The sequence below is a fragment of the Paenibacillus liaoningensis genome (assembly GCF_059609455.1).
In genome coordinates this window covers 98,310-123,975 of the sequence record NZ_JCAALU010000012.1, presented here as the reverse complement: position 1 = coordinate 123,975, position 25,666 = coordinate 98,310, and the positions used below count along the sequence as shown (strand labels likewise).

Sequence of the window (25,666 nt, the reverse complement as noted above, 5' to 3'; positions counted from 1 at the left end):
ACTTATTCGCTGTCGCTCAAAAGTGCAGATTCCGGCGTTACCTCATAAATCGTTATATTGCTGCCGCCTCCGCCAAAGCCGCGGAAGCTGTTGTCACTATTTCGATTCGTGAAAAATCCGTTACTACTTCCGCCAATTCCAGCGCTAGAATTACTGCTGTTGAAGCCACCACTATTATTGCTAGCTGTATCGCTGTTATTCACCGCATTTCCGCCTCCAGCTGTCGTCTGCCATTCGCTGGATTCAACCTGCTTGCCATGGGAAGTAATCCACTGCGTCAGCTCATTATTATTGCTGCCCCCGCGCCCGCCTTGCGAAACGAGAAAATATTTCAATTCCCCTGCGGCCACGAGCGCCTTCAGCCGGTCTACAGACAGAACGGGATCGGAGCCGGAATAACCGCCGAGTATAATGACATTTTCACCGGAATCGATAATATACGGCGCTGCGGTCGAATAGCTGTTCGTCGCAAACAGGTACCTCTCGCCTGTATTGTGCGCCTTCAAAAAAGCAAGCGCTGCTTCATTGAGCGGCTCATCGCGGGAAGAGGCATTCGTCTGATCAGGCCCTGCCTCCGGCAGCTGGCTGCTCTGCCCGTATACGATAGGCGTCGCCGCCCAGTAAGCCGGGCCAATGAACAGCACAAGCAGCCCGAGCAGCGCAATCAGGTTCACGGCTGGCTGCTGCCAAATTTTTTGGCGGCTCGCCGCATGCTTTCCGTTTTGAACGCCAGCATTCGCTGTCAAATATCCGCCATGCTCATACGGCAGCTTGCCGCCATACAGCTCGTTATCTGCGCCAGCATCTGCCCCTGCTTCTTCCCCTTCCGTGCCACCACTACTATGCCGTATTAATGACTTCGCCTGCTTCTGCTTCGCTATCCGCCAGCCAATGAGCAGCAAACTTGCTGCCATTCCGCCAACTAGCACGGCAAGCGACCACCCGCTGCCAATTGTCGCGTCAAATGGATGCATAATATACCATTCGAACCCCGCTGTTGCGGCAATACCGAGCGGCAGCAGCCAGCTTACCCAGCCCGCTTTGCTGCGATATTGTCTCCATAGCTCACTCCAGCCTGCTCCAAGCAGTGCGGCAATCGGGGGGCCCATCATAATTAAATAATATTGATGAAAAAAACCTGCGACGCTGAAAAAGGCCATAACCGGTACCAGCCACGCCAGCCAGAACAACGCCTCCTTATGCTTCATCGTCATATTCCGTCTGCGAATGCTAGCCAGCAAACCCACGCAGCCTACAAATACAAAAGGCAAAAACCAGCTTGCTTGACCGGACAGCTCGGCTTGGAATAATCGAAGCGGCCCTGCTGTTCCTGTTCCAAACATGCCGCCTGAGCCACCGCCGCCAAAGCCGCCGCGACCACCCATGCCGTCCATTCCCCCACCTGGACCGCCGTTAAAACCGCCGGCTCCAGCATCTCCCCCGGCACCTCCTGGGAGCCCACCAGTCCCGCCGCCATTATTGTTATTGCTATCCGCGCCCTGGCTGCTTCCGCCACGGCGGCTGCCACCATCGACGCTCGCCCCCTGCCCATCCTGCTCTACAGCCGCAATGCTGCGGTTCCCGCCTGGCACATCGCCGCTGAACCAGCTATTTACAATATTCGTCTGGGCAAAATCTGTATTTCCAACCGCCGGAAGCTGCTGCGGCCCCATCATCGAGCCGGAACCGCCTCCACGATTTCCAGTCAGCCTTGAAAGTCCGTTATACCCGAAAGCTAGCTCCAACACAGAGTTTGTCTGGCTGCTGCCCACATAGGGACGACTATCTGTGGATATAGAATCAACTGTTACCGCCCAGGATAAGGAAATCACGAGCATAATAGCGGTCGCTCCTGCCAGCAGGCTGATTTTTTTAAACCATTTGCCCTTCCACGCCATTAAAGCAAATAAATAAAACGCCGGAAGCACCATGTAGGCTTCCATCATTTTCATATTAAATCCAACACCTATGACGGCAAAAGCGCCTATCAGCCAAAGCGCCTTGCCCTGCTTCGTTCCACGGAATAACAGCCATACGGCAAGCAGCAGCGTAAAAACGAGCATGCTATCGATATTATTCGTCCGGCTCACGGCAACCGCAACCGGCATCGTTGCCATCGCTGCTGCTCCGATCCGTGCTGCCGCAAGGCCAAAGGACGGTTTGAGCAGCACATACAGCAAAATCGTCGAGCCAATACCTGCTAACGCTTGGGGCAAAATCACGCTCCAGCCATGCAGACCCAGCACATAGGCAAAAGCCGTCTGCACCCAGAACGTGACCGGCGGCTTGTCAACGGTTACGAAGCCTCCAGAATCTACGGTTGCAAAGAAAAAATTGTGGAAGCTTTGCAGCATACTTGCGACCGTAGTCGTGTAATACGTATTGACATGGTCATCTGTCCAGATTAAAAATCCATTCAAAAATGCCGATACGAGGATACATACCATTAATATTGCATCCATGCGCTGTTTTTTTATTACTGCCATGGCTCAGCCGCCCTTTCGCTTCCGTCTCTTGCTTCACTATGAGAGATTGTGCGCCTTTTCCCTGAAAATCGAATGAAGCAAACCTGAAATTGAGCTTAAAAAACAGAAACGATACAAATGGAGCAATAAAAGTAAGGCTGAGGTCCAGCGAAAAAAGGTTATAGTCGTTCGCCCTGAGTGGAATGCCAATGTTCAAACAAAGAAGACTCAAGAACCACCGCCAGTGGAGCTTGAGTCTTCTTTATTGAAAAATAACGATTTATCTAGATTAAATCCGATTTGCTCAACAGCTTCTGAACGAGAACAGCCACTTCCGCACGGGTAATGAAAGCGCCCGGAGCAAGTTCATTCCCCTTTCGTCCTGTTACTAATCCATAGCTCAAGCTGTCGATAATGCCTTCCTTGGCCCAGCTCGATACCGCACCATTGTCGGTGAAAGCATCCAGCGCTTGCCCTGCAGCTGGTGATGTTTTCTCCTTCAATTTCGTTAGCAGCATCGCTCGGGCTAGAAGGGTCATCGCTTGCTCACGCGTCATTTTATCGTTCGGACGCATCGTCCCATCCCCGAAGCCACTGATTAAGCGATAGTGGGATGCTGTGCCCAAATCTCCCGCGAACCAGCTGTTCGGAGCAACATCGACGAAGCTCGTCCCCTGCATTTTGGGCTGCAAGCCCAGAGCACGGATCAGAATCGCCGCGAACTCCGCTCGGGTTACCTCTTGATTGGGATTAAACATGCCGTTCGCGTCCCCTTTAACGATCAGGCGCGAGCCCATATCGTTAACCGCTTGTTTTGCCCAGTGTCCCTCTACATCCTTGAACGCGAGCGGGTGCCAGATTAAGGAATAGACACTGTTCGTCAAGCTGCTCACCTTAGCATAAGAAACTCCATCGCGTAACACTATTTTCGTTGGGACGTGGCGCAGCGTTCCGTCCGTTTCAATTACAACCCCAGTCGTAATTTTGCTCGTATCCACACCTGCAGGAATTGCAATACTGCGTTCTACGTAAGCATCGAACTCACTCACATTGATGCTCTCGTTCAAATATATGGCTCTTACACTAAAGTCCAGCTGTGGAACGACAAAGGCTATCTTTGCTCCAGCAGACTCATCGTGAGTCCACTTAAGCGGCTCTTTGGGCACAGCAATTTCGATCTGAAAGCGAATATCCTGCAAGGCAATCGACTTGCCAAATTGATCTGCAATGGCTCCGATATTGATCTGCAGCGCTGGTAAACGATAAATCGCTTTATCCGTTTGCAGCTCCAGAACCGCCTGCCTCGATTCCATTTCATGAATAATTTGCCCATTAAGCTCTGCGATAATAACATCGGAATTGGCTTTCGACTGTATCGTTACGACCGCCGAATGAGCCTCTGCTGCAAGCAGGCTTTCCAGCTTTTTCTGATCAACGGTAATCGTTGTTACGCTCTGGGAATCAACCTTCGTTACTTTCGCCGATCCCAAGTTCTGCGATTTACCATTAATAAGAACGAAACGGTCAGATGGGCCGGCTTCCGGCGCCGTTGAAGGTGCCGGCTGCGACGGCGTGCTTCCTCCGCCGTTGTTATTGGGAGGACTTACCGGTGTTACAGCAACGGACGCAGTAGAAGCCGCGCTATTGCCCACTTCATTAATCGCGATTACGGTAAAGGTGTACGCTGTGTCATTTGTTAAGCCTGTAACCTTAATGGGGCTGCCCGTACCGCTCGCTGTCACTCCCCCTGGATTAGACGTTACCGTGTAGCCCGTAATAGCGCTGCCTCCATCGCTGGAAGGCGGAATGAAACTTACCGTCGCTTCTCCATTGCCTGCCGTCGCTGTCACACCGGTCGGTTCGTCCGGATGTGTCATTGGCGTAACGGCATTCGATGCCGCCGAGGAAGGTGAATCTCCGCTTCTATTCGATGCAATAACGGTAAACGTGTAGAATTGACCATTCGTCAAACCGGTCATTTTGATCGGACTATCCGAGCCGGTCGCTATCAGGCCTCCTGGATTAGCCGTTACCGTGTAGCCCGTAATTTCGCCGCCCCTATCATTGGCAGGCATAGTGAAGCTTATCGTCGCTTCTCCGTTGCCTGCGGTTGCTGCAACGCTAATAGGAGCGCTCGGAGCAGCATAATCCCATTTTTGAATACGATTATTGCCGAAATCAGCCACATATATAATTTCATTGTGGTAAACCGCCACACCGGTCGGACTGCTAAACTCGCCAAGGCCGCTTCCTTCCCCGCCCCCGCTCTTTGACCACTCAATCCACATTCCATCCGCTATATTCAGCTTCTGAATGCGATGATTGCCCAAGTCCGCAACGTAAATATCCCCATTAATGTCTACCGTCAATCCGTATGGCTCGTTGAACTCGCCCAAGCCGCTTCCTTCTCCGTTGCCGATTTCCTCCCATTCGCCTTTGGAGATGTCCAGCTTCTGAATGCGATGGTTATCTGTATCGGCTACGTAAATATTGTTGCTGCTGTCTACCGCAACACCAGTCGGATAATTAAACTCGCCTATCTCGCTTCTTCCGTTTCCTCCGCCTACAGTCTTCCATGTTCCGGTTGAAGCCTCCAGCATTTGAATGCGAAAGTTGTTCGTATCGGCGACATAGACGTTACCCTCACTGTCTACTGCAACGCTGGAAGGGTATGCAAATTCCCCAGAGCCACTTCCTTGGCCGCCTCCTGCTTTTCCCCATGCCCCCCACGTTCCCGTACCTGCATCCAGCTTCTGTATCCGGTGATTGTTACGATCAGCGACATAAACGTTTCCATTGCCATCAACAGCTACGCCAGTCGGATTTTCAAACTCGCCCAGGCCGGTACCCGAGCTTCCGTCTATTTTCCCCCACGCGCTCCAACTGCCCGTAATCGCATCGAGTTTCTGAATGCGATGGTTTTCATAGTCGGCCGCGTACACATCGCCTTCATCATCTATCGCGATTCCTGTTACACCATCAAATTCGCCGAGGCCATCGCCTGCAATCGCCCCCATATAACCCCAGTTGCTCCAAGAGTCCGCCAGTCTATCCAGCTTCTGAATCCGGTGATTTTCGCTATCGGCTACATACACATCGCCGCTTTCGTCTACCGCTACGCCGAATGGACTCCTAAACTCGCCTAACTGGCTTCCCAAGCCTCCGCCGCTCTTCTTCCACTCGCTCCACGAATTTGTAGAAACATCAAGCTTCTGAATCCGGTGATTTCCCGTATCGGCTACGTAAATATTCCCGCTATGATCAAGGGTGACATCGGACAAATTTTTAAACTGGCCCAGACTGCTCCCAAGCGTGCCGCCGATCAGCTTCCACTCGCCCGATGACACCGTCGAGAAATCCAGCTTCTGGATGCGGTTGTTGCGAGAGTCGGCTACATAGACATTACCACCCTCGTCTACCGCGACGCCTCTAGGAAAATTAAACTCTCCCAGGCTAGTTCCCGAGCCTCCGCCGCTCCTCTTCCACTCGCTCCACGTATTCGTAGAAACATCCAGCTTCTGGATGCGATGGTTGTCGGTATCGGCTACATACACGTTCCCGTTAAGGTCAACGTCTACGCCTCTAGGCGATTTAAATTCCCCTAAACCGCTTCCTGAGCTTCCGCCAGCCTTCGACCATGCGCTCCACGTATTCGTAGCAGCATCCAGCTTCTGGATGCGATGGTTGCCCATATCCGCTATATATACATTTCCACTGCCATCTACTGCAACGCCTGACGGGTTTTTAAACTCTCCTAGTTCGCTTCCCGAGCCACCGCCCCTTTTCTTCCACTCGCTCCATTCCCCCGTAGAAACATCCAGCTTCTGGATGCGATGGTTGTTAAAATCGGCCACGTATACACTTCCACTTCCGCTGCCATATACCGAAACGCTAACGGGTAGATCAAAAGAACCTAGCTGGTCATTCATCGTTATACCAAGCTTCGCATACTGACTCCACGTTTCGGCTTGCGCTGAAACTCCTGATACAGGAAGCACAACCATTGAGATGATTACGCTCCATATCCATAACTTTGTTGAAAAATGCTTGACGTATCCCCTATTCATCACTATTGATCGTCTCCTTCGACTATAATCGACTACATTCTACAAAAACCCACTTAACAAACACTTAAAAGACCGCTCTAACCGCAGGGCTGTCCTAGGTTTGAACAAGATTTGCAAACATGGTAGACTTTTTCATGAGATCGCCCGTGTTGAGAAGCAACCGTTTGCAAAACTGGAGATGATAAAATGTCGGTAAAAGGAATTAAGCTGCTGCTTGTTGATGACGAGCCGCATATCGTGCAGTTTTTGGAGCTTGGCTTGCTGAATGAAGGCGCGGATGTTCGAACAGCCAGCAATGGCGAGGAAGCGATTATGGTCGCTAGCGACTTTAGGCCCCATGTAGTCATTTTGGATGTGATGATGCCGGGCATGAACGGCTTTGAGGTTTGCCAGGCGCTTAAAGCAACGGGCGATAATATCGCCATTATTATGCTGACTGCCAAAGATGAAACGCAGGATCGCGTGAAAGGGCTGCGCATTGGTGCTGACGATTATGTCATTAAGCCATTCAGCTTTGAGGAATTGCTTGCCCGCATTCAAGCAAGGCTACGCAATCAATTTCCGAATTTGCTCGGGGAAGTCGTATACGGCCCGTTCCGCATCGACGATTTGCGCAAGGAGCTATCCTACATGGATCAAGTGCTGGAGCTGTCGCCTACCGAATATGAGCTGCTGAAATTTATTGTAATGAACAACGGCATTGTGCTGAGCAAGGCGCTTATTTTGGACAAAGTATGGGGCTATCATTTTGGCGGCGAGGAAAATATCGTTGAGGTGTACATTCGTTCGCTGCGCGAGAAGCTGCAGGACAAGGAGCACCGGCTTATTCGCACGCTGCGCGGCTCTGGCTATCGCATGGATTTGCCATGACGGACCGCAAAGCTCCGCTGCTGCTTCGCCTACTAAAGCCCGAATCGCTGCGCTATCAGCTGCTTAGCCGTTCGCTGTTCGTACTGGCAGGGCTGCTTCTGTTAATTGGAACGCTGCAATATGTTTTAATGAAGGACTTTATATATAATAATCGAGCCGAGGCTTTGGAAGCGCAAATTCAGGCGATGCCTCCCCAGTGGCATTCGGACGGCAAACCCGCTTTCCCGAGAAAATCGCCCAATAACGGCGAGATGGCATCGGATGATTCCACATCTTCACCTCCGCCTTCGCAGGAAGGCCCAAACAATATGCCTACGATTACTCAGCCAGGCCTATCTCTTGCCTATGTGAACAGCACAGGAGAACGAACCGTATTAACAACTAGCAGTGAAACGTGGACACCAGAGCTAAGCAAAGCGGAATACATGAAGATTTTTGAGGATTTGAAAAAGCATCGCGACGGCGGTTATCAGCTGCTCAGCAATAGCGAAGGCGCCCAGCAGCTTGTCGTCTTTCGGCTGGCCGGACCGCCGAATTCGCCAGATGGACTCATTCAAGCAGGCAACGACACCGATTTGCTGCAAACGGTGCTTGCATCGCAGCTAGCTATTTTCGCCGGGCTGTCTATTGTTGCCTTGGCCGGTGGCTTATCGCTTTATTTGCCACTGCTGCGCAAGACGCTCGCACCGCTGTCGCGCATCGTGAAGGCCGCACAGCGCACCGACGCCATTAATCTCACCGAGCGATTGCCTATATCGCAAGGACAGCAGGAAATCGATCTGCTTTCCGAAGCGTTCAACGGCATGCTCGGTCGGCTGGAAAGCTCCTTCGAGACGGAGCGGCAGACGACGGAGCGAATGCGGCGCTTTGTTGCTGACGCTTCGCACGAGCTGCGGACGCCGCTCACTTCCATCCATGGGTTTCTGGAGGTGCTGCTGCGCGGAGCCGCTTCAAATCCGGAGCAGCTGCACCGCGCCTTAACGAGCATGAAGCTTGAATCGACGCGCATCAACAAGCTCGTAGAAGATTTACTGCTGCTAGCCAAGCTTGATCAGACGCCAGAGCTCGTTAAGGTCGATACGAACCTTGGCAATCTCATTCATGAGCTGGAGCCGCAGCTGCATATTTTGGGCGGCCAGCGTGAGGTGCGGATTGACGCTGCTGTGAGCCTAAGCGGGTGCTACAATCCCGATCAGCTCAAGCAGGTGGTGCTCAATTTATTTTTAAATGCAGTCCAGCATACCGACGCCAATCAAGGCAAAATATCGCTTAAGCTCGCAAAAGCCGGAGCCTATGCCGCCATCTCCATTACCGATAACGGAGCGGGCATTAAGCCGGAGCATCTCCCCCATTTGTTCGAGCGTTTTTATCGCAGTGAATTTTCCCGCACCCGCCTAAGCGGCGGAGCAGGCCTCGGGCTTTCAATTACGCAGTCCATCGTTGAAGCGCATGGCGGAACGATTGAGGCGGCCAGCACCGTCGGCGAAGGCAGTACATTCACCGTCAAGCTGCCGTTAGCGGATGTATAAGCAAACAGGGTGCCCCACAAGGCCACAATCTGGCCGCGGGGACACCCTGTTTTATTTTTCACTTTGCAGCACGAACGCATCCAGCTTATTGCCATCCACATCATAAGCCTCATATGTCAGCTTATCTCCTTCGATCGTAATGCCGGCAAACATTTGCTTATTATTTTGAAAATGAACCTTATGATAAAATTGATCCTCTTTCATCTCATTAAACTTCTGCCCCGCTGCGTTAGTGACGACGTAGACGGTACCGCTTGACGTGCTGATGACACCATCTCCATCCCCTGTCACCTTGCCATCCTTCAGCGGATACGATCTTGCATATTCATGGTTATGCCCCTGAAGCACGAGATCAACCCCATATTTGTCAAACAGCTTAACCCAATCATCGATTTTCTCGTATTGATTACCGGCATAGGGGCCACGATGAACCGATACGATAATCCAGCGTTTGTCTGTAGCTGCCAAATCCTTCTCCAGCCACTTGGTCTGCTCCTTTTTGTTCGACTCCGTGTTCAGCATGATGAAGTGCGCCGAGCCGTAGTCGTACGAATACGTTGTACCTTCAATCGAGCCGTCCGCTCCATTGGCTGGCAAATTGAAATGAGCGACGAATTCGTCTGCGTTATTATCTACCTCGTCATGATTGCCTGTCACAGGCATAAGCGGAAAACGCGTAACCCACTGCTGCGCCTTGCCAAAAAAGTTTTGCCACGCGATTTCATCATCCGGATTTTCCGTCAAATCGCCGTTATGCACAATAAACTGCGCGCCAGGAAATGTGCTAAACGCCTGATCCAGCGTATTTCCCCAAAGCTCGAAATCCTGCTCCGTCACCCCTTGAGAATCGGTCACATTTATAAAAGTAAATGGATCCGCAGCCTGCGCCTGCGTCATAAAATGGAACGCTTCGCTCCAGCCGCTCTCACTCCCGTCGCCCACACGGTACGTATAGGCTGTGCCCGGCGACAGCCCTGTAAGCTCCAGCTTATGCCCCCCTCTTACTGCGCCATTGCCTGTATCCAGCGTTGATGTCTTCCCCTCAAGACGACTGACCTGCGTCCCCTCGCCCTCGCCTGACAATTTTGCAGCATCCATTCCTTCAATCCATTCAATCACTGTTCCCGCTTGCGGATTATCCGTAAACCAGGTGAAAGCGCGGCTCGTTGCCGCATCCTCTTTAAAGGTCGTAACGATAGCATAAGGCTTCCCAGCCGCCTTCTCTGTTGTCCCAGCCGATTTCAGCCATTCTATTCCTGCAACGACAAGCAATAGTACAAGGCAAAGGGCCAAAATCCATATCCATTCTTTTTTCATCTTAATCTCCTTTCCCGTGAAGTTCATACCTGTGCTGCCTTTTACGATAACGCTCCCGCCCAAAGCAAGTCAAACTTTTCACCCGGCATTCAGCAATCTTTCAGCGGGCACTCATTTTCACATCAGCATCTGAATTTACAATAGCTTTACAAACAGCTTAGCGAAGCCACCATAACAGCTGAACGATTGATAGAGAGAAGGAGGGAGTCATTTGCAGCAAAATTTAAAGTTCCGGCATGAGCTGAAATTTATCATCAACCAGCATCAATATTTCATCATCCGGCAGCGGCTAAAAAATATGATGCAGCAGGACGCCAATGTCGGCGATACGGGCGAATACCACATTCGAAGCTTGTACTTCGACGATGTGAACAATAAAGCGCTGCATGAGAAGCTGGGCGGCGTACGCGACCGAAGCAAATATCGGATTCGCATTTATAATACGCAGGACAAGGTCATCCATTTTGAGAAAAAAATCAAATTCAAGGATTACATCGCCAAAGTCAAGGAGCCGCTTACGCGGGCCATGTACGACCAGATGATGGCTGGCGACTATGAAGTGTTCAACCGGCCTGATAAGCCGCTGCTTATGGAAATTTACAAGGAGATGAAGTACCGGCTGCTTCGCCCGAAGGTGATCGTCGATTATGTGCGCGAGCCTTATGTTTATGAAAATGGCAATGTACGGATTACGTTCGACAAGGATTTGCGAACGGGGCTGCATGCGCTGGACATTTTTGACCCGAATCTAGATCCCGTCATCGCTCTGGAAGATAACCGGATGATACTCGAAGTGAAATTCGATGAATACATGCCGGCTTATATTCAAACTGCGCTTCAGCTTGAAGGGCTGCACCGTACCTCGGCATCCAAATACGTGATCTGCCGCAAATATCTTAAATTCAACACTTGGGAGGATTTTTAAACGATGGAGACGACGACTACAGCAGCTGCCGCAACAACTACAACGACGGAAACGTCCACTTCTTTTGCCGATATTATTAAAAACTCGGTGATGAGCAACTTTACTTCCGATATTAGCATTTCGAAAATACTCATTACGCTGGGCGTAGCTTTTCTGATTGGTTTCTTCATCTATACGCTGTACAAACGGATTTTCAGCGGTGTGCTTTATTCCAAAAGCTTCAACGTCTCACTCATCGGCATGACGATGGTTACGGCTATGGTCATTATCGCGATTAACTCTAATCTGGTGCTCTCGCTCGGTATGGTCGGCGCATTATCCATCGTCCGCTTTAGAACGCCAATTAAAGATCCGACCGACCTGATCTTCCTGTTCTGGGCAGCTGTTGCCGGTATCGTATCGGGTGCGGGCTTCTATACGCTCGCTGTTATTGGCTCTGTCGTGGTCGGCCTTATTCTCTTCTTCTTTGTCAAAGGCGGCTCGGTTGAGCAGCCTTACCTGCTTGTCGTCAACTGCGACAATGAAACGACCGAGAAAGAAATTCACGGCCGTCTGAACAAGCTCGTTAAACGTTACAATGTGAAGCAAAAAGCCGTTACGCGCGGCAATGTGGAAATGACGATTGAAATTCGGCTTCGTGATCAGGAAGGCGCGTTTGTTAACCAGCTTTCCGAGCTATCAGGTGTCAAAAATGCCGTTTTGATCAGCTACAGCGGGGATTATGTATCATAATTATGAGGAGGTTTCCGGCATGAAAGCAAAAGCTTCAACCTTGCTTCTAAGCCTGTGCTCCCTCCTTCTGCTTCTCACCATTACAGCCTGTACCAATGGTACAGGCTCTACTCCAACGACAACGGAAACAAACGTTGTCTCAGGCGGGGAGCAGACGCTGGATGAGACGGTATTTCCCAAGGACAAGGTTATCGATGTAAAAATTACAGTGGACAAAGATGACTTTCAAAATATGCTGGACAACGCCAGCGCAGAGGAATTTAAGGAAGCGACGGTCGATTACAACGGCCAAGTTTTCAAAAATGTCGGCATCCGCACGAAGGGCAATCTCAGCCTGAGCAGCGTCGTCAATATGACTGATTCGGACCGCTACAGCTTCAAGCTGTCTTTCGACGAATATGTCAATCAGACGATTAATGGCATTAGCAAAATCAATCTGAACAATAATTTCAGCGATGCCTCCTATATGCGCGAGTTTCTTTCCTATGAGCTTGCCGAAGCAATGGGCTTGCCAACCCCTAAATATTCCTATGTGAATGTATATGTAAATGGCGAGCTTTGGGGCTTTTATTTAGCGATCGAGCAAATTGGCGATGCCTATTTGGAACGCAACTTTGGCAACAGCTACGGTGCGCTTTACAAAGCAAACGGCGGCAATGGCAGCGAGCTTAACTGGCTGGAGACGATGAAAGCTTACACAGGGCTTGATCTCAAGTCCGCTTCGTCCAATGACGATATTTTGCTGAAAATGCTCGATGAATTAAATAACGGTACGGATTATGACAGCGTTCTTGACGTACAGGAAGCGCTGAAATTTATTGCCTTAAACGCAGTTGCCGGCAATATGGACAGCTATTTATCGGAGAAAAAACATAACTACTATTTATATGAGGATGATGGCCTGTTCTCGGTTTTGCCATGGGATTACAATATGTCCTTCGGCGGCTTTGGCGGCACGGGCGTGCTCATTGATGAACCGACTTCCGGCACACTGGCGGATCGGCCTCTCATCGCCAAATTGCTGGCAGTCGATGAATACAAAGAACAGTACCACGCGATTATCAAAAAAATGATTGAAGGATATTTGGCAGATGATACTTTCGCAGCCAGAGTAAAAGAAATATCCGAGCTGATTTCTCCCTATGTAAAAGCAGACCCTTCTTCCTTCTATTCCTATGAAGAGTATGAGCAGGGCATTACGACGGTGCTCTCCTTTGCAAGTTCGCAAGTAGCAATCGTCACCCAGCAGCTTGACGGCACAATTCCTTCTTCGGGCGACGGTTCCGGTAGCGGCAGCAGCGGCTTTGGCGGTGGTGGTGGCGGAATGGGCGGCGGGGGCGGTTTCCCTGGTGGCGGCAATCCTCCAACTGACGGAGCTAATCCAGCAGGTGGCAACCCTCCAACTGACGGTGCTAACGGTGCGCAGCAAGGCGGTCAAGGCTTCGGTGGTGGCGGCTTTGGCGGCGGAGGTCCAGGTGGACAAGGCGGTATGGGCGGACAAGGCGGCATGATGGCACCGCCCAATGGCATGGGAGGCGGCGGTCCCGGCGGTCAAAGCACTCAGCCGCAGGGCAGCGCTTCGGAAGCTATTACTGCAGGCATCGCCTTAATTATATTAATCTTGTCGAGTGTGTTCGTTATTTTCTACAACCGCAGAAGGCTGTAAGCAACCTTGTCAATCGGAGCGTAAAAAAATCGCAGGATAAGCGATTTTTTACGCTCTTTTCTTTTGTTAAGGCTGCTCTCAACTTTTTATTCGACTTCCTTCCATTACATCGGCCGTTCGATCTAAAATGCAAACAAGATGTTCACAATTCATCCATATTGTTAGGAGCTAACTTAATTTTTTGATGACAACAGAAGCGTTTACGTTTGTTTGTGTGCCACCGGCCAAAGTCTGAAGGCCAACCGCAGCAGCTGAACTATGATTTCGCAGAGTAAGAACATCACCAGCCGCTAGAGCAATTATAGCCTGCCCATTGTTTTGCTGAGTGCCAGCACCTGAGCCATAAACAGTTCCCGCAACCAGTGTGCCGTTTAAAAATAGGGCGAATTGGTTTGGTTCTACACACGACACGGAAAAAGCAACCTCATATTTGCCCGGATTGCTAACTGCAATTTGTGCGGTTTCGGGGTCATGGGTGATTCCAGGTGAAAGAATGCCATTTGAATCAAAAATAACATCCGTTTCTACAGGAACAGTTTGAGCACCTAAATTATAAATAACACCGGAAATTATTGGGGGAATGATAGGGTATATAATCGCCATTCATCTCCACTTCCTTTATTTGTTTTTCAAGTAGATATGTACGAAAATAATATCCCCAGAAGCATTTAAAAAGACAATGCCGACAATCCAAAACAATATAATTGTCGGCATCTCATCCATAAAGATGATTAGTTTACAACAAATTCGATTACAATTGGTGTCGCAGGATCGAGTGCATCGCCACCAGGTATGGTGATCGCAGTGGTAGTAACAGTTGAAGTATCTGCTGTTTGAATCTGCGCATTAATATAAAGATTATAATACGCGGGTGCCGTTGGAAAAGCTGTGGCAGCAACTCCGGCATCATTGGTGGTGGCTGTTGCAAGAATATTAAATGCAACGCCGACACCTGTTCCGTCTCCAATTGTAGCAGAAAACCTTCGAGCAGCCATAAAGGGTTTTGTAATTGCCATTAATATCACCTCCCTTCTTCAATCTCTATTAGTAAATGACAGAGATAGATTAAAGGGAAGGGCGGAACATCTGATTAAACGCACATTTTATAAGGTTACTTGAGCAAAAAATTGAATGATTTCGATAATAATAGGCGTACCTAAAAAAATAGTTTGATTGTTTAGATTAATGTTCAAGGCACTTTCATTTAAGCTATATATACTGCCTTCTTGTAATATCCCATTGATGTAAAGATTACTATAGCTATTTTGACCTATGCCTGTAAATGCGGTTGTTAATGTTCCCTCATCATTTGTAAATTCATTAGCTGGAATCGTTACAGAGGACTGTATATCTGAGGTCACAATATAAAAATATCTTTGAGCACTTGGCAAAATAATGATATCAGGAAGGACGACAGGTCCTGGCGGTCCTGGTGGGCCCTGAGGTCCTTGCAAGCCTGGAGAGCCTTGAATCCCTTGCGAGCCTGAAGGTCCTTGAGGGCCTTGAATCCCTTGCAAGCCCGGAGGGCCTTGAGGGCCTTGAGAGCCTGAAGGGCCTTGAGGTCCTTGCGAGCCTGAAGAGCCTTGAGGTCCTTGCGAGCCTGAAGAGCCTTGCGTCCCTTGAGAGCCTGGAGGTCCTTGTATATCTCCCGGAGCTATTATAATATTTTCCGGTTGTGTACAAGCAACACGTTTAAATTTTTTTCTCGATAAAATAAACTTTTTACGTTCTTTTTTTCTTCTCAAAGGGCAAACAATAACTGTTTTCTTTTTAAAATCTTTTTTTCGGCCAGTATTAGAGCTCTTCAGTTTCCGTTTATCTGTTATACGTATGTTCTTTTTTTTGACGATACATTTCTTATTACGTGCATGCTTTCTTGTTACTGAAGTCATTTCTTTTTTATTATGGATTTTGACACTCCACAAACTAAACACCTCCCTATACAACAATTGTATATTATGAGATTTCTCTATATAAGGTATAGACTTTTAACTACTAACGATATAGACGTTAATCTATTTTACTGAAAATAGGTGTCAGACTACTTTTCTTTATTTCCTATTCTGCAACCTTATTTATTGTGAACACCATTTCAGATTACTCCGGAAAATAGACGGACTTTTTTCACCTTTCAATGCTCAAATATTCGCCTTTTCAATAGATAAATGATCATTTATTGGCGAATCATTCGCATATTCCCCTCCATTTCTGCCAAAATAAATACTGTCAACAGCGCTCATGACGCTTTCTTCTTTTCCTTTCATTGCGACTGTAAACGCTATCCATTAACATGATTATTATCCCGTTTGTAAGGAGTAACATGACAAACGGTGAAAACATATTGCGCGTGATGATCGCTTCGTTCATTCATATACCCGCGCCTATCGAAGCTGTTATTGCTTCGCAATTCATTGAGGAGGAGTCATGTCATGAGTAGTCAAGAAGTACAACAATCGTCATCCGGCGGTGTAAAGGTAGGGGTGCAGAAATTCGGCAGATTCCTAAGCGGAATGGTTATGCCAAATATCGGCGCATTTATTGCCTGGGGGATTATTACAACCCTGTTCATTCCGACCGGCTGGTTTCCAAATGAAGATTTGGCAACGCTTGTTGGCCCAACCATTACTTATTTGCTTCCGCTCCTGATCGGTTATACAGGTGGTAAAATGGTTCACGGCACCCGCGGCGGCGTCATCGGAGCCATGGTCACGATGGGCGTTATTCTCGGATCGGATATTACGATGTTCCTCGGAGCTATGATCGTAGGTCCGCTGGCTGCATGGATTTTGAAAAAATTCGACCAAGCGCTGGAAGGTAAAATTCCATCAGGCTTCGAAATGCTTATCAATAACTTTTCTTCCGGCATCATCGGCGCGGCCCTCTCGATTGGGGCATACAAAGGCGTTGGCCCGCTGGTTACCGCATTCAGCAATCTGATTTCTTCCGGCGTAGAATTTCTCATCAACCACGGCCTCTTGCCGCTGGCGAACATTTTAATTGAACCGGGTAAAATTTTGTTCCTGAACAATGCGATTAACCACGGTATATTAAGTCCAATCGGGCTTGAGCAATCGCTGGCTACTGGCAAATCCATTATGTTCATGCTGGAGTCTAACCCAGGTCCCGGTCTTGGTATACTGCTCGCTTACTGGCTGTTTGGCAAAGGCGCAGCGAAAGGCTCTGCTCCAGGCGCTATCATCATTCAGTTTTTCGGCGGTATTCACGAAATTTATTTCCCATACGTCCTCATGAATCCGCGCCTCATTCTTGCGGTTATCGGCGGCGGCATGGCTGGTACGTTTACCTTCTCCCTGCTGGGCGCAGGCCTTACAGCCGCTCCTTCACCAGGAAGTATTCTCGCTTATTTTGCGCTCGTGCCTAAGGGCGGCTACTTTGCCATGATTAGCGGTGTTGTTATCGCGGCGGCAGTATCATTCGTAATCGGCGCGCTTCTGCTAAAAACAAGCAAAAACGCTCAAGGCGATATTGAGGAAGCAACGACTAAAATGCAAGATATGAAGGCCTCTTCTAAAGGCGCTGAAACAGCTGGTGCTCAAGCTGGCACAGTTTCCGCAGCTGCTGGCACAGTGAAATCGAAGGAAGATGTGAGCAAAATTATTTTTGCTTGCGATGCTGGAATGGGCTCTAGTGCAATGGGCGCTTCCATTATGAAAAAGAAAGTCAAAGCAGCCGGTCTTCCTATACAGGTGACCAACACGGCGATTAACGATCTCCCTTCTGATGCGGATATCGTCATTACCCATAAATCGCTGACTGAACGGGCGCGACTGAAAGTTCCTGGAGCTGAGCACATCTCCATTGAAGATTTCTTGAAGAGCCCCGAGTATGATGCTTTGATTAACAGATTAAGCTAAGCGTAATTCTTATATTTTAAACGAAGCAAGCCTAGACTTTGCGCTTAACGCTGACATTTAATGTCGGCGTTAAGTCCATTTCCCAGATAAGGATGATTTCCTATCAAAGTATCGACGAGACAGCGACGTATTGTAGAGCTGCTGCTGGAGCAGCGGGATGAAATAACAGCGGCAGATATTGCCGCTGAGGTCGGGGCAAGCACCCGAACGATTCACCGCGAGCTCAGTGACATTGAGCTTGTACTAGCTGCCAATCATATCAAGCTGCATAAGCGCTCCGGAATCGGGATCAAAATCGAAGCGGACAGCGAGAGGCTGGAACGTTTTAAGCAAGCGCTTGAGCATGCGGATCTATTTGAGTTTTCAGCCGAGGAGCGCAAGGCGCTTATATTATGCAAGCTGCTTAAGCATAATGAGCCGATCAAGCAATTTTCGCTATCCCATCAGCTGCGCGTTACGATGCCAACGATTAGCCACGATCTTGACGAGCTGGAGCAAATGATTCAGAGCCACGGGCTGACACTCGTGCGCAGGCGCGGCTACGGTGTAGAAATAAGCGGGCCGGAGTCAGCAAAAAGGCTGTTTATTGCCTGGCTCGCGCAAACCCATCTGGACGAATCCGACCTGTTCGGCCAAGCTCAGGAAGCCATCACCTTGCATCCATTATCGAAAGAGCTGCTGGCGATGGTTGGCAGGAAGCATTTTTTCTCCTTGGAGCAGGCGTTTTGGAAGCTGGAGGACGGCTGGCAGCTGCAATTGTCAGAAAAAGAGCATTTAAATCTGCTCATTCGGCTTGCTGTCACGCTGACGCGAATTCAGGAAGGCCATTTGATTCCGCCGCATGTTAATGGCGTTCCTCCCTCCTACTCTGCGAGAGGAGAAAGCAAGGCCGAGGAACTGCTGAGCATGCTCGCACTGGAGCTTCCTGCTGAGGAGGTCCGCTATATCGCCAAGCTGCTTAAAGCGACCGATTCGGCTGAGGAAGATGGGCTGCTGCTCGCTCAGGGAGATTGGACGCTCAATGCAAGCGTAACGAAGCTGATCGCGTTTATGGAGGAGCAGCTCGGCGAGCCTTTTACCGAAGACCGTTCCCTAAGAGAAGGGCTCCATCAGCATATGCTGCCTGCCTTTCGCAGAATAGAGGAAGGCAGCACGATTCGCAATCCGCTGCTCGCGCAAATTAAGAAAGATTATGAATTGCTGTTTACCCTTATTCGCAAAGGCGTTAATGCTATTATAAGCAGGATCGAAGTGCCTGATGAGGAAATTGGCTACATGGTCATGCATTTTGGCGCCTCCATGGAACGGCTCAAGCAGTTTCCGCGAAAAGTTAGAGCGGTGCTCGTTTGCACCAGCGGTATCGGTTCGTCAAAGCTGCTGGCCGTTAGAATTAGCAAGGAGCTGCCGCAAATCGAGCTGATTGGCAACCGTTCTTGGTACGAAGCAGCACGAATGCCGGAGCAGCAATACGATCTTATTATTTCGACGGTTGATTTGCCGATAGCTGCCGAGCGTTATATTAAGCTGAGTCCCCTGCTGCTGGAAGCGGAAGTAGAACGGCTGCGGTCCTTTATTCAAAATATTACGCTCAAGCATGCTCCTTCGCCCAAAACGCCGGAAACGAGCAGCCACTCGCCGCTGGAACGGTTGATGCAGTTAAAAATGTACGCCTCGGATTCGGTTATGCTGCTGGAAACCTTTCAAGTGTATACGATGCCGGAACGGCCCGGCCTTCCGCGAGGCGATTTAACAGGCGTTACCGAGGAGCTTATTGAGGCGATCCGGCACTTGCATGCGGTGTCCGACGAACAGAAGGTCGTTCACCTGCTGCTGACACGGGAGCAGCATGGCAGCCAGGTTATTCCGGACACGGAGCTGGCGTTGTTCCATACCCGCTCTGATGCGATTGCCTTTCCTGTGCTCAGCCTATTTCGATTTAATGAGCCGCTGCCATTTGGAGACAGCAGCGCTGCTCCAGTGAAGCAGATTTTAATGATGCTTGGCCCTGCCGAGCTTCGCCGTACCGCTTTGGAGATTTTGAGCGAGGTGAGCGCGATGCTGCTGATGACGGAGCTGACAGAGCTGCTCAAGCACGGCAGCGCAGCGGAAATTCAAGCATTTATTTCCTTTCACCTAGAGAAAGAAATCAAATTCAAACTGGATTGGAGAAATGAGCCATGACTATTTTATCTACAGACAAAGTGAAATTGAACGTCCAAGTTAGCGACAAATATGAAGCAATCCGCCTTGCAGGACAGCTGCTCGTTGAAGCAGGCCATGTTCCGGCGTCCTATGTTGACAAAATGATTGAGCGCGAAGAGCTGCTCTCGACTTATATTGGCGGCGGACTTGCGATGCCTCACGGCACAAATGATTCCAAAAGCCTCATCCACTCGACGGGCATGTCGATTCTAATCGTGCCTGGCGGAGTAGATTTTGGCGGCGACGAGCCAGCTAAACTCGTCATTGGCCTGGCAGCAGTCGGCGATGACCATCTGAACATTTTAACGAGCGTTGCGATGCTTGTATCCGAGGAAGACGATATGGAGCGGATTTTGAATGCCAGCTCCGAGGCCGAGCTCATCGCTATTTTTGAGCAAGGTATGGAAGAATGAGGGCCGTCCATTTTGGCGCAGGCAACATCGGGCGAGGCTTCATTGGCCTCCTGCTCTCACAAGCAGGCTGCAGCGTCACTTTCGTCGATGTAAATGCCTCACTCGTCGCGCTGCTGCAGGAAAAACAGCAATATACCGTTAAGCTGGCCAGCGAGCAAGCTGAGTCGTTCACCGTCTCGGGCGTCAATGCGATTAACGGCAATGATACGGCGCTCGTTGCCGCGGCCATTGCCGAGGCTGACCTCGTCACGACAGCCGTCGGCGTGTCAGTCCTAAAGCATATTGCCGGAGCCATTGCTGAAGGCATCACGCTTCGACTGGCGAACAACCAAGCAACTGATGCTTCTCCCTTGCCTGTTATCGCCTGTGAAAATGCGATTGGCGGCAGTTCGCAGCTTAAGGAGCTTGTTTATTCCCATCTGGCTGCTGACGTCAAAGCACAGGCAGAGCAAGCGATTGCTTTTCCAGACGCTGCCGTTGACCGCATCGTTCCACTTCAGCAGCATGACGATCCGCTGCAAGTGACAGTTGAGCCTTTTTATGAGTGGACGGTTGACCGCTCTGCGCTCCCGCAAGGAACGCCGGAAATTCCCGGCATCCATTATGTCGATCAGCTCCAGCCTTACATCGAACGCAAGCTGTTCACCGTTAATACCGGGCATTGCGTTGCCGCTTATCATGGTTATTTGCAAGGATACGCCACTATTCAGGAAGCGATGAAGGACGCCGCTGTCCGTAGGGAAGTCGAGGGTGCGCTCAAAGAAACGGGCGCAATGCTTGTTCGTACTTACAGCTTCTCGGAAAGCGAGCATCAAGCGTATATTGAGCAAATTTTAGAGCGTTTTATTAATCCTTATTTGACCGATGAAGTGGTGCGTGTCGGCCGTTCGCCGATTCGCAAGCTGTCGCCGGATGACCGTCTCGTAAGGCCCGCCCTGCTCGCCTTTGAGCTCGGACTGCCAACTGACCATTTGACAAAAGCGATGGCCGCAGCGCTGCGCTTCAACTATACAGAAGATTCCGAGGCTGCAGAAATTCAAGCAGCTCTCTCAAGCTCCACCCTCAGCGACGTTATTGCACGTTATTCGTCATTGACAGCGGAACACCCGCTGCACGCGCAAATTGTGGAAGCCTACAGCAAGCTGTAATTATTTTTGAAACGAACGGCTCTTGGTTTAATTCAAGCAGGCAAGATACTGAGGAGCCATTGAGTCAAGGAAAGGAATGAGGTTGCATGACAACAGTATGGAAAGGTACGGGTGCATCGCCAGGGCTTGCGGCAGCTCCCGCCTACTTTATTCATCAAGACCTTTATACGCCGAAAAAGCTTAAAGCTGTAAATCCCACTGGGGAAATTCAGCGTTTTCGCAGCGCAGTAGCCCAAGCGCAGGAAGAGATTGAAGCGATTCGAGTTTCCACAGAGCAAAAGCTTGGCGCGGATAAAGCCGAAATTTTTGAAGGCCATCTGATGATATTGGAAGATCCTGATTTCATTGATGCTGCAGAGGAAAAAATGAGCGACGAAGGCATTAACGCTGAATATGCGCTTCATGAAGTATCGACTTCCTTCATTGAACTATTGCAAGCGATGGAGGATGAGCTGCTTCAAGGCCGCGCCGTCGATATTAAAGATGTGGCGGGCCGCATTATGAGCCATTTGCGCGGGGTGCCCCATCTCGATCTTGCGAATATGACTGAGGAATGTATTATTATTTCCGAGGATTTGACGCCTTCCGATACGGCCCAGCTCAATTTGGACGTCGTGCGCGGCTTCATTACCGAAATCGGCAGCCGCACTTCCCATTCCGCGATTATGGCGCGGACGCTGGAAATTCCGGCCATCGTTGGCGTCGGTTCCTCTCTTCGCTCATTGCCGGCCGATGCTTTTATCATAATGGATGCCGAAGCGGGCTCCATCATTATCAATCCGTCCGCTGACGAGCTCGCTGCCTTCCAGCAGCAAAAACAGCAATATGACAAGCATAAAGCTGAGCTCGCTAAGCTCAAGGATCAGCCAACCTTTTCCCGAGACGGCAAGCAGGTAGAGCTTGCGGCCAACATCGGGAAACTGGAAGATGTGCAGCGTGCGCTCGATAATGGCGCTGAAGGGATCGGCTTGTTCCGCACCGAATTTCTTTATATGGGACGCAGCTCGCTTCCAACCGAAGATGAGCAATATACCAGCTACAAATACGTACTGGAAAAAATGAACGGCAAGCCCGTCGTCATCCGCACGCTCGACATTGGCGGCGACAAAGAGCTGCCTTACATGGATTTGCCGAAGGAAAGCAATCCGTTCCTTGGGCAGCGCGCGCTCCGGCTCTGCCTTGACCGCCAGGATATTTTCCGCACGCAGCTGCGCGCTCTGCTTCGTGCCAGCAGCCATGGCAATCTTAAAATTATGTTTCCAATGATTGCGGTCATCGAGGAGCTGCTTGAAGCAAAAAAACTGCTCGCCGAAGAACAGGCAAAGCTTGCTGCCGAAGGCATCGCTGTCGCAGACCACATAGAAGTCGGCATGATGGTTGAAATTCCGTCCGCTGCTGTGTCCGCTGATCTGTTCGCGCCAGAGGTTGATTTTTTCAGCATCGGGACGAACGATTTGATTCAATATACGATGGCGGCGGACCGGATGAATGAGACGGTATCTTATTTGTATCAGCCATGGCATCCTTCGATTTTGCGCCTCATCAGCATGGTGATCAAAGCCGCGAAGCAGGAAGGCAAATGGGTGGGCATGTGTGGGGAAATGGCTGGCGATACGACGGCCATTCCGCTGCTGCTTGGGCTTGGGCTGGATGAATTCAGCATGAGCGCTGGCGCGATTTTGCAGGCTAGACAGCTCGTTGGCGAGCTGGACCAGCCCGAATGGGCCGCCTACGCGGAGCAGGCGCTTCGCATTCGCAGCTATGAGCAAGTAACCGCCTTTGTAGAGCAAAAACGGCAATAAGGATTAGCCTCCAAACCATACTTGAAATAAAATACATCCGAAACGGAGTGATCTCCTCATGATCAGTCAAACCTTTACGATTCTTAACCCAACAGGTTTTCACGTTCGCCCGGCTAAAACGTTCGTTCAAGCCGCCAGCGCCTTTCCCTGCAAAATTTCCGTCCTGAATAAGGGCAAAAAAGTGAACGGCAAAAGCTCGCTCAGCATGCTGACGCTCGGCATTGCCGTGAACGAGGAAGTGACGCTGGAAATCGACGGCGAGCAGGAAACCGAAGCGATGAAGGTGCTTGGCGATCTGCTGACACAAATTCACGAATAGGCGTAAATAGCATTCCCGCTTCTATGGAAAAAGAGAGGAAAGCCGTTTGCTTAAGCATAAACTTAAGCAAACGGCCTCCTCTCCTTTTTTTATTCAAGCAAGCTTGTCCCTCTCATTTGAAGGCAACCGGAATCATCACATAGAAGGTGCTGCCTTTGCCAACCTCAGGCCATACGCCAATTTTCCCATGATGGGCTTCCACCATTTGCTTGGCAATTGCGAGTCCCAGCCCATGACCGGATGTTCGCCGCGTTCGCACCTTGTCCGTCCGATAGAAACGGTCAAATATGCGCGCAGCGTCTGCCGCTTTAATACCCGGTCCTTTATCCTGCACCGTCAGCCTCAGCAAGCCCCGACGCTCCGAGGCCGATGCGCTTAGCTGGATAATAATGCGCTCCCCCTCCGGCGAAAACTTAATCGCATTATCAAGTAAAATATACAGCACCTGCTTCATGCGCTCCGCGTCGCCACGCATCATCGCCCGATTTGGCGCTTCAAGCCCCAGACGTATGCTTCTGGCAGCGGCCAGCGTCTCCATCGATTGAACGGTCTTCTCGGCAATGGGGCGAAAATCAAACATTTTATGCTCCAGCTCAAGCTCGCTCGCATCCGAACGGGCCAGCAGCAGCAAATCACCAACGAGCCGCGTCATCCGCTTCACTTCATTCTTCATCGTCGCAAGCGTCTTAGAGACAAAATCATTATCATCCTCCGCAGCCTTTTCAGATCGGGCTGTAACTGAAGCATTTTCACGCTCCATATGGACGGGGCCAGCTCTTTCAACCTTGCTGCCGGAGCTCTCCTGCTCCAGTTCGAGCGCGTTAATCGACATCAGCAGCACGCTCAGCGGCGTGCGCAGCTCATGCGACGCATCCGCTGTAAAGGTGCGCTGCCGATCATACGATTCGGCAATGGGCAGCATAGCAAGGTGCGACATGTATCGCCCAATTAGAAAAGCGACAATCGTAAATGATGCTGCGACGCCTATGAGAATGCAAAGCAGCCATTGAAACAGCGAGTGCTGCTGGGAAATATTTTTCGCTACATAAAAAATGCTGGAGCTGCCCTGCCCCGTCAGAACAGGCTTGCCCGCAATCATTAATGAAAGCTTGCCTTCTAGCGGCTTTCCCCCTGGCATGCCGCCCGCAGAAGTGGCATCGGTCGTAATCGTCTCGTAGCTGACCTCGTTATTGCCAGGCTTCCAGTCCTTCACCAGCTCCAGCAGCTCTGGCCTCAAAACAGGAAATACTTCTTTCCCCGCAATAAGCGCGCCATCTGCTCCAATCAAATAATAAAAAAACTGGTCATTGCCAAATCCAAGCAAGTTGCGGTCATTCAAGTCAATTTCTTCCGCTTGCCGATTGTCCTTCATCTGCTTCTCAATAACGTTCGTCGACTGATCGAGAAACGACAGCAGATCCTTCTTCTGCTCATTGTAAATAACAAGCGAGAGCAGCCAATATACAACGACGACAAACACGGCGAGAAACAGCGACAGCAAGCCGACATAAAGCAGCGTCAGCCGCGCCTGCGTCTGCGCGAACACATCTTTATTTTTGAATAACCGATTAATCATCAAATTTGTACCCGACGCCGCGAATGCTCTGGATTTTGTCGGCGTTGCCAAACGGCTCCAGCTTTTTGTGCAGCAGCTTGACCGTCGCATCGACCGTCTTCATCGCAACATCCGTTTCGAAGCCCCATATCCGCTCCAAAATCAATTCGCGCGGCAAAACGCTCCCCTTGTTGCGAAGCAGCAGATCGAGCAGCTGGAACTCGCGCGGGCTAAGCGCCGCCTCCTGCTCTCCCTGCTTCATTGCTTGTGTGCTGCGGTTGAGTGTCATATCGCTAATTTGAACGACTTCCTCTACTAGCGGTGCAAAATTCCGGCGTCCCAGCGCCCTCAAACGAGCAAGCAGCTCGAACAGCTCAAACGGCTTAACCAAATAATCATCGGCCCCTGAATCGAGGCCTTCTATTCGATCGTGAAGCTGAATCGCGTGCCGTCAGCATGAGAATGGCTCCACTGTAGCCCTGCTCCCGCAGCTTGCTGCATACCTCTACACCTGTCATGCCCGGCATCATCCAATCGAGTACGACAACCTCATAATGGGCAGCGAGACAATAATCATACACATCCTCGCCATCCTGTACCCAGTCCACCTGATGATAGCCGGATTTATCAAGCATCTGCACAATTAATCTCCCTAGCCGCTCATCATCCTCAGCTAACAAAATATGGCCTTGCAGCATACTATTCCTCCTCGTATCGCCTTGCCCGTATGTTGTGCTTTTTCCAGTGTCTTCACACCGTTCCAGTTCATACGTCTTCTACG

17 protein-coding genes and 2 pseudogenes are annotated in these 25,666 nt (G+C 50.2%); 11 read left to right on the top strand and 8 right to left on the bottom strand.

Annotation, left to right across the window (positions count from 1 at the left end; translation table 11 throughout):
- Positions 1-2: 2 nt before the first annotated feature.
- Positions 3-2,486 carry a glycosyltransferase family 39 protein gene (locus AC6B99_RS19320; protein ID WP_496664017.1) on the bottom strand — a complete coding sequence of 828 codons (2,484 nt, stop codon included), beginning with the start codon at positions 2,484-2,486 and terminating at the stop codon, positions 3-5.
- Between the two features lie 263 nt (positions 2,487-2,749).
- Complete coding sequence (locus tag AC6B99_RS19315; RefSeq protein WP_496664071.1) at positions 2,750-6,532, bottom strand: S-layer homology domain-containing protein; 3,783 nt, start codon at positions 6,530-6,532, stop codon at positions 2,750-2,752.
- A 186-nt stretch (positions 6,533-6,718) separates the two neighbouring features.
- Between AC6B99_RS19315 and AC6B99_RS19310 the strand changes: the two genes are divergently transcribed.
- Both AC6B99_RS19310 and AC6B99_RS19305 read left to right on the top strand, forming a co-directional pair.
- On the top strand, positions 6,719-7,402 hold the full coding sequence (locus tag AC6B99_RS19310) for a response regulator transcription factor (protein WP_056029652.1): 684 nt from the start codon (positions 6,719-6,721) through the stop codon (positions 7,400-7,402).
- Complete coding sequence (locus tag AC6B99_RS19305) at positions 7,399-8,931, top strand: sensor histidine kinase (protein ID WP_496664016.1); 1,533 nt, start codon at positions 7,399-7,401, stop codon at positions 8,929-8,931. Before AC6B99_RS19310 ends, AC6B99_RS19305 begins: the two co-directional genes overlap by 4 nt.
- A gap of 51 nt (positions 8,932-8,982) precedes the next feature.
- Here the strand turns inward: AC6B99_RS19305 and AC6B99_RS19300 are convergent, their stop codons facing one another.
- Complete coding sequence (locus AC6B99_RS19300; RefSeq protein ID WP_494878189.1) at positions 8,983-10,248, bottom strand: metallophosphoesterase; 1,266 nt, start codon at positions 10,246-10,248, stop codon at positions 8,983-8,985.
- 211 nt (positions 10,249-10,459) lie between these two features.
- Here AC6B99_RS19300 and AC6B99_RS19295 point away from each other — a divergent pair, with 211 nt between their 5' ends.
- The 3 genes from AC6B99_RS19295 to AC6B99_RS19285 are packed head-to-tail and all read left to right on the top strand — an operon-like array spanning position 10,460 to position 13,571.
- Positions 10,460-11,173, top strand: coding sequence for a polyphosphate polymerase domain-containing protein (locus AC6B99_RS19295; RefSeq protein WP_099519620.1), 714 nt, complete (start codon positions 10,460-10,462; stop codon positions 11,171-11,173).
- 3 nt (positions 11,174-11,176) lie between these two features.
- The gene (locus tag AC6B99_RS19290; RefSeq protein WP_056029664.1) at positions 11,177-11,905 is read left to right on the top strand and encodes a DUF4956 domain-containing protein; all 729 of its coding nucleotides are present in this window, start codon (positions 11,177-11,179) and stop codon (positions 11,903-11,905) included.
- Positions 11,906-11,924: 19 nt separating this feature from the next.
- Complete coding sequence (locus AC6B99_RS19285; protein WP_496664015.1) at positions 11,925-13,571, top strand: CotH kinase family protein; 1,647 nt, start codon at positions 11,925-11,927, stop codon at positions 13,569-13,571.
- A 168-nt stretch (positions 13,572-13,739) separates the two neighbouring features.
- Here the strand turns inward: AC6B99_RS19285 and AC6B99_RS19280 are convergent.
- From AC6B99_RS19280 to AC6B99_RS19270, 3 genes and pseudogenes are all read right to left on the bottom strand, one after another.
- Positions 13,740-14,135 (bottom strand): annotated as a pseudogene (locus AC6B99_RS19280) (BclA C-terminal domain-containing protein); the annotation flags it as partial.
- 167 nt (positions 14,136-14,302) lie between these two features.
- Positions 14,303-14,587 (bottom strand): DUF4183 domain-containing protein, encoded by a 285-nt coding sequence (locus tag AC6B99_RS19275; protein WP_494858224.1) that lies wholly within the window; start codon positions 14,585-14,587, stop codon positions 14,303-14,305.
- An 87-nt stretch (positions 14,588-14,674) separates the two neighbouring features.
- A complete protein-coding gene (locus tag AC6B99_RS19270) occupies positions 14,675-15,496 on the bottom strand; it encodes a DUF4183 domain-containing protein (protein WP_496664014.1) in 822 nt (273 codons plus the stop codon).
- A 504-nt stretch (positions 15,497-16,000) separates the two neighbouring features.
- Here AC6B99_RS19270 and AC6B99_RS19265 point away from each other — a divergent pair.
- The 6 genes from AC6B99_RS19265 to AC6B99_RS19240 all read left to right on the top strand — a co-directional run bounded on the left by AC6B99_RS19265 (position 16,001) and on the right by AC6B99_RS19240 (position 23,330).
- Entirely contained in the window at positions 16,001-17,446 is a 1,446-nt protein-coding gene (locus AC6B99_RS19265; protein ID WP_056029680.1) for a PTS mannitol transporter subunit IIBC, read from the top strand.
- A gap of 102 nt (positions 17,447-17,548) precedes the next feature.
- Positions 17,549-19,627, top strand: a complete 2,079-nt coding sequence (locus AC6B99_RS19260) for a BglG family transcription antiterminator (RefSeq protein WP_063892463.1) — start codon at positions 17,549-17,551, stop codon at positions 19,625-19,627.
- Positions 19,624-20,061 carry a PTS mannitol transporter subunit IIA gene (locus tag AC6B99_RS19255; protein WP_056029686.1) on the top strand — a complete coding sequence of 146 codons (438 nt, stop codon included), beginning with the start codon at positions 19,624-19,626 and terminating at the stop codon, positions 20,059-20,061. The genes AC6B99_RS19260 and AC6B99_RS19255 overlap by 4 nt, the downstream gene beginning before the upstream one ends.
- Positions 20,058-21,209, top strand: a complete 1,152-nt coding sequence (locus tag AC6B99_RS19250; RefSeq protein WP_496664013.1) for a mannitol-1-phosphate 5-dehydrogenase — start codon at positions 20,058-20,060, stop codon at positions 21,207-21,209. Before AC6B99_RS19255 ends, AC6B99_RS19250 begins: the two co-directional genes overlap by 4 nt.
- 86 nt (positions 21,210-21,295) lie before the next feature.
- Entirely contained in the window at positions 21,296-23,011 is a 1,716-nt protein-coding gene (gene ptsP / locus AC6B99_RS19245; protein WP_494878201.1) for a phosphoenolpyruvate--protein phosphotransferase, read from the top strand.
- Positions 23,012-23,069: 58 nt separating this feature from the next.
- Positions 23,070-23,330, top strand: a complete 261-nt coding sequence (locus AC6B99_RS19240) for an HPr family phosphocarrier protein (protein ID WP_056029695.1) — start codon at positions 23,070-23,072, stop codon at positions 23,328-23,330.
- Between the two features lie 112 nt (positions 23,331-23,442).
- On the opposite strand, the gene AC6B99_RS19235 is transcribed toward AC6B99_RS19240, so the two are convergent.
- Both AC6B99_RS19235 and AC6B99_RS19230 read right to left on the bottom strand, forming a co-directional pair.
- The gene (locus AC6B99_RS19235) at positions 23,443-24,906 is read right to left on the bottom strand and encodes a sensor histidine kinase (RefSeq protein WP_496664012.1); all 1,464 of its coding nucleotides are present in this window, start codon (positions 24,904-24,906) and stop codon (positions 23,443-23,445) included.
- A pseudogene (locus AC6B99_RS19230) lies at positions 24,899-25,583 on the bottom strand (response regulator transcription factor). The gene AC6B99_RS19235 and the pseudogene AC6B99_RS19230 overlap by 8 nt, the downstream one beginning before the upstream one ends.
- Between the last annotated feature and the right edge of the window lie 83 nt (positions 25,584-25,666).

Coding starts and splice junctions, on each gene's coding strand:
- AC6B99_RS19320 (WP_496664017.1), bottom strand. CDS start 2,486: ATGGCAGTAATAAAAAAACAGCGCATGGATGCAATATTAATGGTATGT.
- AC6B99_RS19315 (WP_496664071.1), bottom strand. CDS start 6,532: ATGAATAGGGGATACGTCAAGCATTTTTCAACAAAGTTATGGATATGG.
- AC6B99_RS19310 (WP_056029652.1), top strand. CDS start 6,719: ATGTCGGTAAAAGGAATTAAGCTGCTGCTTGTTGATGACGAGCCGCAT.
- AC6B99_RS19305 (WP_496664016.1), top strand. CDS start 7,399: ATGACGGACCGCAAAGCTCCGCTGCTGCTTCGCCTACTAAAGCCCGAA.
- AC6B99_RS19300 (WP_494878189.1), bottom strand. CDS start 10,248: ATGAAAAAAGAATGGATATGGATTTTGGCCCTTTGCCTTGTACTATTG.
- AC6B99_RS19290 (WP_056029664.1), top strand. CDS start 11,177: ATGGAGACGACGACTACAGCAGCTGCCGCAACAACTACAACGACGGAA.
- AC6B99_RS19285 (WP_496664015.1), top strand. CDS start 11,925: ATGAAAGCAAAAGCTTCAACCTTGCTTCTAAGCCTGTGCTCCCTCCTT.
- AC6B99_RS19275 (WP_494858224.1), bottom strand. CDS start 14,587: ATGGCAATTACAAAACCCTTTATGGCTGCTCGAAGGTTTTCTGCTACA.
- AC6B99_RS19265 (WP_056029680.1), top strand. CDS start 16,001: ATGAGTAGTCAAGAAGTACAACAATCGTCATCCGGCGGTGTAAAGGTA.
- AC6B99_RS19255 (WP_056029686.1), top strand. CDS start 19,624: ATGACTATTTTATCTACAGACAAAGTGAAATTGAACGTCCAAGTTAGC.
- AC6B99_RS19250 (WP_496664013.1), top strand. CDS start 20,058: ATGAGGGCCGTCCATTTTGGCGCAGGCAACATCGGGCGAGGCTTCATT.
- ptsP (WP_494878201.1), top strand. CDS start 21,296: ATGACAACAGTATGGAAAGGTACGGGTGCATCGCCAGGGCTTGCGGCA.
- AC6B99_RS19240 (WP_056029695.1), top strand. CDS start 23,070: ATGATCAGTCAAACCTTTACGATTCTTAACCCAACAGGTTTTCACGTT.
- AC6B99_RS19235 (WP_496664012.1), bottom strand. CDS start 24,906: ATGATTAATCGGTTATTCAAAAATAAAGATGTGTTCGCGCAGACGCAG.